Consider the following 8421-nt stretch of genomic DNA (forward strand, 5'->3'; position numbering starts at 1 on the left):
GTGGTGGGGGGAGTCCTGCTCGTCGGCGCCGAGGACGGTGGCCTGGAGCGGGGTGTAGCGGGCCTTGACGAGGTGCCCGGGGCCGGACGGGTCGGGCGGGAGCCGGTCGGGGACGGCGACGACGATGGCGTATCCGCCGGTCCCGAGCCCCATGGCCAGGGCGGTGGTGTTGAGCAGGACGGTGTCGCCCGGTTCGGGCCGTCCGACGAGGCGGGGGTAGGCCAGCGCGCGGTGCGTGCCCTCGCCCTCGATCGCGACGTTCAGCTCGACCGCCCCGGGCCATTCGCGGCGGATGCCCTCTACTGTGCCTTTGCGCCATCGGATCACACCGGGAACGGTAGCGCCCCGGCCCGTCCCGTGAGGGTGAACCCGTCCCGTCCCGTGAGGGTGAACCGGCCCGTCCCGTGAGGGGGAGGAGGGCGTGCCGGGTGGCAGGGGTGTGCCGCTACACCCCCGCCACCCGGGAATCGTGCGGCGGAGCGGTTACGACCTGGCGCCGCTGCTGGTGACCTTGCCGCGGTTGTTGACGTACAGCCGCATCCAGTAGGGGTAGGACACGTTGACGTTGCCGATGCCGAGGCGGGTGCGGAAGTTGCCGCCGGCGCTCATCCAGGGCTTGCCGTTGCGGGTGTAGCCGCACCAGGTCCAGTTGACGTTGTAGACGCCGCGGTCGTCGCAGGCGACGCGGTGCTGGTACACCTTCCTGCCGTTGTAGACGAAGGTCATGTCGACCCAGGCGCCGAGGAAGCTGCAGCGCCATCCGGACGCCTTGCCGACCTTCGGCTTCCGCTCGCCCCAGCACCAGCGGAGCTTGACGGTCTTGCTGCGCCACGCGGCGGCGCGGATCTCGTCCGCGGGCACCCCCGCGTCCTTGAGCTGCTTGAGGGTGGCCCGCGCCGCGGCGCTCTCGGTGACCTGCGGCTTCGGCGTCCCGGCCCCCTGCGCCGGAGCGGCCGGTGCGGCCGGGGCCGCCAGGGCGGCGGCCGGGGCGTGGCCGGGCCGGCCGGCGGTCGCGGCGCCCGCCGCGGGCGCCGCGAGGCCCACCCCCAGCGCGGCGGCGAGGCCGAGGCCGGCCGTGCGCCGGATGAGAACGTCTCTGCTCATTGGACGGTGTTCCTTTCCAACGGTGTTGCTTCCATCGGCGGGTCCCCCGCCCGCCGCGGCCCGCTGCGGGCCACAGACGGCATCGAATGGGGCGTCCGTCTCCGGCGTGTGTTCTCGGCGTCTTCGCGGCGTCTCTTGGTGCGTCTCCGTGGGCGTCTCCTGCCCCAGGTCAGGGTCGTCCGGAGAAACTTCGGGGGACGGGCGGCGGGCTGATCCGCCGTCGGCGCCGCGTGCGCCGGGGCGCCCGGAACCCGCGCATGCCCGCCATGTCGTCCAACTCCCGCAGGAGCCGGGCGCGGGTCCGGTAGCGTGTCCGTGTCCGGCGGGGAAGGGGGTCGTATGTCACGGCGCAAGACCGAGCGTCTGCTGAATCTGGTGGTCTGCCTGCTCGCCACCCGGCGCTACCTGACCGCCGAGCAGATCAGGCGGGCGGTGCCCGGCTACCCTGACTCCGACGAGGCGTTCAAGCGCATGTTCGAGCGGGACAAGGAGGAGCTGCGCGAGCTCGGCGTCCCGCTGGAGGTCGGCAGCGACCAGCAGGGCGGCGGCGGCGAGGAGATCGGCTACCGGATCCCGCCGCAGGCCTACGAGCTGCCCGACATCCATCTGACGCCGGACGAGGCCGCCGTGCTGGGCCTGGCCGCGCGGGTGTGGCAGCGCGCGAGCATGGCGGACGCGGCGTCGGGCGCGCTGCTGAAGCTGCGGGCGGCCGGGGTGGAGACCGACGTGACGACCGCCGTCGGGATCGAGCCGCGGGTGAACACCGGCGACCCGGCGTTCCCGGCGCTGTGGGAGGCGGTCCGCGACGGGCGCCCGGTCGCGTTCGACTACCGGGGGATCGGGCGGACGTCGGTGGCGCGGCGGCACCTGGAGCCGTGGGGCGTGGTGAGCCGCAGGGGCCGCTGGTACGTGGTCGGGTTCGACCGCGACCGCGACGAGCAGCGGGTGTTCCGGCTGAGCCGCATCACCGGCGACGTCGTCCCGGACGGGCCGCCCGGCGCGGTCACCGTCCCGGAGGGCGTGGACGTGCGGCGCATCGCGTTCGACTGGGGCGACCCGCTGTCGGAGCCGCGCCCGGCGACGGTGCGGCTGCGGGCCGGTGCCGCGCAGGGGCCGCGCCGGTGGGCGCGTGACGTGCGGCCCGCGGGCGACGGCGGCTGGGACGAGGCGACCCTGTCGTTCCGCGATGTGGACCGGTTCGCGCCCTACCTGGCGCGGTTCGCCGACGACGTGGTGGTGCTCGATCCGCCCGATCTGCGGGAGGCCGTGATCCAGCAGCTGAAGTCGGTCCTGGCGGCCGGGGAGAACAGCGGCGGCCCCGCCGGCGTCACCCCGGGCGGCGGCCCTGCCGGTGTCACCGCGGGCGGCGACGACGAGACGGCGGTGGGCGGGCGATGAACGCCAAGGCGACGCCGGGGAGCAAGACGCCCGGGAGCAAGACGCCGGGCGGGAAGGTGCCCGGCGGTAAGGCGGCCGGGTCGACCTCGACCGACCGGCTGGCGCGGCTGCTGGCGCTGGTCCCGTACGTGGTGAACCGCGACGCGGTGGCGCTCGGCGAGGCCGCCGCCGCGTTCGGGGTGACCGAGAAGCAGCTGATCGACGACCTGAACCTGCTGTGGTGCGTGGAGCTGCGGGCCCCCGACCCGTACTGCCCGATCGACCTGTCCTACGAGGGCGGGGAGATCACCGTCGCGGAGGCCGAGTCGATCGCGCGGCCGCTGCGGCTGAAGGTGGACGAGGCCAGCGCGCTGCTGGTGGCGCTGCGGATGCTGGCGGGGATCCCCGGCCTCCAGGACCGCGACGCGCTCAGCCGGGTGATCGCCAAGCTGGAGGGCGCCGCGGGCGCCGCCGCGGCGGTCAGCAGCCAGGTCTCCGTCGAGGTCGACGCGCGCGGCGGGTCCACCGACCCCGAGGTGGCGCGGGGGGCGCTGCGGCTGCTGCGCGACGCGATCGCCGCGCGGCGCCGCGTGCACCTGACCTACTACGTGCCGGCGCGGGACGAGAACACCGAGCGCGACGTCGACCCGATGCGGCTGCTGGTGGTGGAGGGCAACACCTACCTGGAGGGCTGGTGCCGCCGCGCGGAGGCGGTGCGGCTGTTCAAGCTCGACCGGATCGCGGGGCTGACCGTCCTGGACGTGCCCGCCGAGGTGCCCGACGACGCCGAGCCGATCGACGTGGACGCCGGGCTGTTCCGCCCGTCGCCCGAGGACGTGATGGTCACGCTGGAGCTGACGCCGCTGGGCCGCTGGGTCGCCGACTACTACCCGTGCGAGAGCGTCGAGGAGCTGGGGGAGGGGCGGCTGCGGGTGGTGCTGCGGACCCCCGACACCCGCTGGGTGCGGGGCCTGGCGCTGCGTCTCGGCGACCAGGGCCGGGTCGTGGCGCCCGCGTCGCTGGCCGAGGGCGTCCGCGACGACGCCGTCCGGGCGCTGGCCCGGTACGGGCTGGCGTGACGGCGCCGCCATCGGAGACCCCGACGGCGGCATCGGCGGCGGCCGCATCGGATACGGTGGCGGGCGTGGCGTGGATCCCGGTGTCGGTGTCGTTGGGCTTCGTCGGCCTGGCCGTTCTCGCGTACTGCGCGTTCAAGGTGTTCCTGGGCGTGCGGCGTTTCGGACGTGAACTGGAGCGGACCCGGCGGCGGCTCGGGCCGAAACAGTTGGCGCTGCGTGACGAACTCACCGATCTCCAGGACCCTCGGGCGCCACAATCGCCCGGGGACGGCGTACGATCGTCCTAGCACGACTTCCGGCTGAAGAGGATTTGCAACGATGCTTCCCAACCTTGGCGGCGGCGAGTGGATGATCATCCTCGTCGTCGTGCTCCTGCTGTTCGGATCGGCGAAGCTGCCGCAGCTCGCCCGCTCGCTGGGCAAGTCAGCGCGGATCCTGAAGGCCGAGACCAAGGGCCTGCGCGACGACGAGGACGAGACCACCGACGCCGGCAAGCAGGCGAAGGCCCAGGCCGAGGCCCGCGACCAGGCCGCCAAGCTCCGCGAGGAGGCCGCCCGGCTGGAGCGCGAGGCGACCGGCGACACCGGCGGGACCGGCGCCCCGCAGCGTCCCCGCGGCGCGCTGGCGTCCGGTGAGCCGATCCAGGGCATCCCGGTGCCCGACCCCGGGCAGGCCCGCAAGAGCGGCTGACGGCCCGACCGCGCGCATGACCGCGACCCCGACCGCGACCCCGACCGTGTGCGCGCCCGGTCGGACACGGCGGACCCCGGCACCGAACCCGAGCCACGAATGCCCACAATGAAGCTGACCAGGCAGAGCGCCGCCCCCGACGGCCGCATGCCCCTCATGGAGCATCTCCGTGAGCTGCGCAACCGGTTGATCAAGGCGATCCTCGGCCTGGTCGCGGGCGCCATCATCGGGTGGATCTTCTTCGCCCCGATCTGGGACTTCATCAAGCAGCCCTACACCCGGATCCCGCCCGAGCACTGCCTGGCCGGCAAGTGCGACCTCGTCGTGCACGGGATCTTCGACGGGTTCTTCGTCCACCTGAAGGTCGCGCTGATCGTCGGCGCGCTGATCTCGTCCCCGATCTGGCTGTACCAGATCTGGGCGTTCGTCGCGCCGGGCCTGTACAAGCGGGAGCGCCGCTGGACGTACATCTTCATGTGCGCGGCGGTGCCGCTGTTCCTGCTCGGCGGCGCGCTGGCGTACCTGACGATGGACAAGGGCCTGAAGATCTTCATTGGGCTCGCGCCGGGCGACACCACCGTCCTGGTCGGCGTCCAGGACTACCTCGGCTACGCCCAGGCGATGCTGTTCATCTTCGGGCTGACGTTCGAGCTGCCGCTGTTCGTCGTCATGCTGAACCTGGTCGGGGTCCTCACCCACGAGCGGATCCGCAAGTCCCGGCGGCTGCTGCTGTTCGGGGTGTTCGTGTTCGCCGCCGTCGCCACCCCCAGCCAGGACCCGTTCACCATGCTGGCGCTGGCGCTGCCCACCGTCGTGCTGTTCGAGTTCGCCGAGCTGATCGCGTTCTTCCACGATCGGCGCAAGGACCGCGCCCCCGCGCCCCCGGACGACGAGCTGTCCGACGACGAGGCGTCCCCGCTGGACCTGGAGGAGATCGACGCCGAGCTGGAGAAGGACGAGCTGGAGAAGGACCAGCTGGAGAAGGACGAGCGCACCATCCGCTGACCCGCACCACCCCGCTGACCCGCCCCGCCCGCACGGGCACCCGGCGCCGCGCGGCCCGCGCCGGGACCCTGCGGCAGCATGCCCGGACGGGCCTGGGAGGCGCCTGACATGCGGAGACGCGCGGACGACGCGCCCAGGTCAGCCTCCCGCGAACGCGCTGGGGAAACGCGGCCCGAATTGGGAAACGGGCCTGTCGAAACCGTAGGCTCGATGTCATGACCACCCCCGACACCACGTCGGCCGCACAGACCCCGGCGCAGCGGTACGCCGCCTACCGCGCGCGCACCGCCGGGAACGGCCCGGCCCTGCTGGACTTCCGCACCCTGTACGACTTCGAGCTGGACCCGTTCCAGATCGAGGCGTGCCGGGCGCTGGAGGCCGGCGACGGCGTCCTGGTCGCGGCCCCCACCGGCTCCGGGAAGACCGTCGTGGGGGAGTTCGCCGTCCACCTGGCCCTCGCCGGCGGCACCAAGTGCTTCTACACCACGCCGATCAAGGCGCTGTCGAACCAGAAGTACGCCGACCTCGTCCGCCGCTACGGGCCCGAGAAGGTCGGGCTGCTCACCGGCGACAACAGCGTCAACGGGGAGGCCCCGGTCGTCGTCATGACGACCGAGGTCCTGCGGAACATGCTCTACGCCGGGTCCCAGACCCTCGCCGGGCTCGCGTTCGTCGTCATGGACGAGGTCCACTACCTCGCCGACCGGTTCCGCGGCGCCGTCTGGGAAGAGGTGATCATCCACGTTCCGGAGTCGGTGCGGATCGTGGCGCTGTCGGCGACCGTCAGCAACGCCGAGGAGTTCGGCGAATGGCTCCATGAGGTGCGCGGCGACACGGCCGTGATCGTGGACGAGCACCGTCCCGTCCCGCTGTTCCAGCACATGCTCGTCGGCGGCCGCCTGTACGACCTGTTCGTCGACACCGGCAAGGGCAAGGACCGGCAGGCCCGCCTGAACCCGCAGCTCACCCGGATGGCCGTCGAGGAGGTCCGCCGCTCCAAGGTCAACCAGGGGCGCCGGACCGGTCGCCGCCGCGCCCCCCGCCCCCAGCGGTTCCGGCCGCCGGCGCGGCCCGAGGTGATCGAGCGCCTCGACCGCGCCGGGCTGCTGCCCGCGATCACGTTCATCTTCAGCCGCGCCGGATGCGACGCCGCCGTCCTGCAGTGCCTGCACGCCGGGCTCCGCCTCACCTCCAAGGAGGAGGCCGAGGAGATCCGCGCCCACGTCGAGCTGCGCACCGCCGACATCGCCGGGGAGGACCTGCGGATCCTGGGCTACGACGACTTCCTCGGCGCGCTGGAGCGCGGCGTGGCCGCCCACCACGCCGGGATGCTCCCCACCTTCAAGGAGATCGTCGAGGAGCTGTTCACCCGCGGGATGATCAAGGCGGTGTTCGCCACCGAGACCCTCGCGCTCGGCATCAACATGCCCGCCCGCACCGTGGTGATCGAGAAGCTCGACAAGTGGAACGGCGAGGCCCACGTCGACCTCACCCCCGGCGAGTACACGCAGCTGACCGGGCGGGCCGGGCGCCGCGGCATCGACGTCGAGGGCCACGCCGTCGTGGTGTGGGGCCCGAGCGTGGAGCCCGCGTCCGTCGCCGGGCTCGCCGGCACCCGCACCTACCCGCTGAACTCCAGCTTCCGGCCGTCCTACAACATGGCCGTCAACCTCGTCGGCGCCGTCGGCATCGAACGCGCCCGCACGCTGCTGGAGGAGTCGTTCGCGCAGTTCCAGGCCGACCGGGCCGTCGTCGGGCTGGCCCGGCAGGTCCACAAGAACGAGGAGGCCCTCGCCGGATACGCCAAGGCCGCCGAATGCCACCTCGGCGACTTCATGGAGTACGCCGCGCTGCGGCGGCGCCTGTCGGACCGGGAGGCGGAGATGTCGCGGGAGCGGACCTCCGCCCGCCGCGCCGAGGCCGCCCGGTCCCTGGAGCACCTGCGGCCCGGCGATGTGATCCTGGTGCCGTCCGGGCGCCGCTCCGGCCTCGCCGTCGTCCTCGACCCCGGCGTCGGCCGCCGCTCCGACGGGCCCGCCCCCCTCGTCCTGACCGCCAACCGGTCGGTGCAGCGGCTGTCCATCCAGGACTTCCCCCGCGCCGTCGACCCCGTCGACCGCATCCGCATCCCCAAGTCGTTCAGCCCCCGCAACCCCCAGGACCGCCGCGACCTGGCCTCCACCCTGCGCAACAAGGTCCCCGGCGACGCCCGCGAGCGCGGCCGCGGCCGCGGCGACGCGTCCGCCGCCGACGACGCCGAGATCGCCCGGCTGCGCGCCGAGCTGCGCCGCCACCCCGTCCACGGCTGCGACCAGCGCGAGGACCACGCCCGCTGGGCCGAGCGGTACTTCCGCCTCGAACGCGAGACCGAGCAGCTGCGGCGCCGCGTCGAGGGCCGCTCCCAGGTGATCGCCCGCACCTTCGACCGGGTCTGCGCCGTCCTGCAGCAGCTCGGCTACCTGCGCGGCGACTCCGTCACCGAGGAGGGCCGCCGCCTCGGCCGCATCTACAACGAGCTGGACCTGCTCACCGCCGAGAGCCTCCGCGAGGGCCTGTGGGAGCGCCTCGACCACGCCGAGCTCGCCGCGTGCGTGTCCGCGCTGGTGTACGAGTCGCGGCAGCCCGACGACGCCGCCCCGCCCCGCACCCCGTCCGGGCCCGCGCAGGACGCCCTCGCCGCGATGGTCCGGCTGTGGGGCGAGCTCGACGCCGTCGAACGCGACAACCGGGTGTCGTTCCTGCGCGAACCCGACCTCGGGTTCGCCTGGACCGCCTACCGGTGGGCCAAGGGCGACGACCTCGACGAGGTGCTGCTGGAGGGCGACCAGACCGCCGGCGACTTCGTCCGCGCCGTCAAGCAGCTCCTCGACCTGCTCGGCCAGGTCGCCGACGCCGCACCCCAGAACAGCCACATCCGCAAGACCGCCCGCCGCGCCATGGACGCGATGCGCCGCGGCGTCGTCGCCTACTCCTCGGTCACCTAGGGCGTTTCTTATGGGTCTTGTTCGTCGTGAGCGGCGTCCAGGTGCGTGCATCGCAAGGCGGAGGAGGGAGGCAGCCCGGTGTTGGCTGTCGACCGACGACAACGCGGCGAGGTGCGTGCCTGGGCGTCGCGCAACAGAACGTAGACCCATAAGACTGTCTCTTATACACGTCTGACGGTGCC

The 8421-nt window shown here is 73.4% G+C and carries 8 protein-coding genes; 6 read left to right on the forward strand and 2 right to left on the reverse strand.

Features of this window, described 5'->3' with window-relative positions; all coding sequences use genetic code 11:
• On the reverse strand, nucleotides 1–327 hold a 327-nt coding region (locus tag E1298_RS40175), incomplete at its 3' end, for a DUF3866 family protein (protein ID WP_131902630.1).
• A 156-nt stretch (nucleotides 328–483) separates the two neighbouring features.
• Complete coding sequence (locus tag E1298_RS40180) at nucleotides 484–1104, reverse strand: hypothetical protein (RefSeq protein WP_131902631.1); 621 nt, start codon at nucleotides 1102–1104, stop codon at nucleotides 484–486.
• Between the two features lie 339 nt (nucleotides 1105–1443).
• Here E1298_RS40180 and E1298_RS40185 point away from each other — a divergent pair, with 339 nt between their 5' ends.
• The 6 genes from E1298_RS40185 (at nucleotide 1444) to E1298_RS40210 (ending at nucleotide 8239) form a co-directional block, all read left to right on the forward strand.
• Nucleotides 1444–2502 (forward strand): helix-turn-helix transcriptional regulator, encoded by a 1059-nt coding sequence (locus tag E1298_RS40185; RefSeq protein ID WP_131902632.1) that lies wholly within the window; start codon nucleotides 1444–1446, stop codon nucleotides 2500–2502.
• On the forward strand, nucleotides 2499–3560 hold the full coding sequence (locus E1298_RS40190; RefSeq protein ID WP_131902633.1) for a helix-turn-helix transcriptional regulator: 1062 nt from the start codon (nucleotides 2499–2501) through the stop codon (nucleotides 3558–3560). The genes E1298_RS40185 and E1298_RS40190 overlap by 4 nt, the downstream gene beginning before the upstream one ends.
• A 65-nt stretch (nucleotides 3561–3625) precedes the next feature.
• On the forward strand, nucleotides 3626–3847 hold the full coding sequence (locus E1298_RS40195) for a hypothetical protein (RefSeq protein ID WP_243726121.1): 222 nt from the start codon (nucleotides 3626–3628) through the stop codon (nucleotides 3845–3847).
• A gap of 31 nt (nucleotides 3848–3878) precedes the next feature.
• On the forward strand, nucleotides 3879–4250 hold the full coding sequence (tatA, locus tag E1298_RS40200; RefSeq protein WP_131902634.1) for a Sec-independent protein translocase subunit TatA: 372 nt from the start codon (nucleotides 3879–3881) through the stop codon (nucleotides 4248–4250).
• Nucleotides 4251–4358: 108 nt separating this feature from the next.
• On the forward strand, nucleotides 4359–5255 hold the full coding sequence (tatC, locus tag E1298_RS40205; RefSeq protein WP_131902635.1) for a twin-arginine translocase subunit TatC: 897 nt from the start codon (nucleotides 4359–4361) through the stop codon (nucleotides 5253–5255).
• 215 nt (nucleotides 5256–5470) lie between these two features.
• Nucleotides 5471–8239 (forward strand): DEAD/DEAH box helicase, encoded by a 2769-nt coding sequence (locus E1298_RS40210; protein ID WP_131902636.1) that lies wholly within the window; start codon nucleotides 5471–5473, stop codon nucleotides 8237–8239.
• Nucleotides 8240–8421 lie beyond the last annotated feature (182 nt).

Origin of the sequence: Actinomadura rubrisoli (assembly GCF_004349215.1) — a bacterium.
GTDB classification, from domain to species: Bacteria; Actinomycetota; Actinomycetes; order Streptosporangiales; family Streptosporangiaceae; genus Spirillospora; species Spirillospora rubrisoli.

Bases quoted from the DNA above. Each gene is read 5' to 3' on its own strand.
- tatA (WP_131902634.1), top strand. From the start codon at position 3,879: ATGCTTCCCAACCTTGGCGGCGGCGAGTGGATGATCATCCTCGTCGTC.
- tatC (WP_131902635.1), top strand. From the start codon at position 4,359: ATGAAGCTGACCAGGCAGAGCGCCGCCCCCGACGGCCGCATGCCCCTC.
- E1298_RS40180 (WP_131902631.1), bottom strand. From the start codon at position 1,104: ATGAGCAGAGACGTTCTCATCCGGCGCACGGCCGGCCTCGGCCTCGCC.
- E1298_RS40210 (WP_131902636.1), top strand. From the start codon at position 5,471: ATGACCACCCCCGACACCACGTCGGCCGCACAGACCCCGGCGCAGCGG.
- E1298_RS40185 (WP_131902632.1), top strand. From the start codon at position 1,444: ATGTCACGGCGCAAGACCGAGCGTCTGCTGAATCTGGTGGTCTGCCTG.
- E1298_RS40190 (WP_131902633.1), top strand. From the start codon at position 2,499: ATGAACGCCAAGGCGACGCCGGGGAGCAAGACGCCCGGGAGCAAGACG.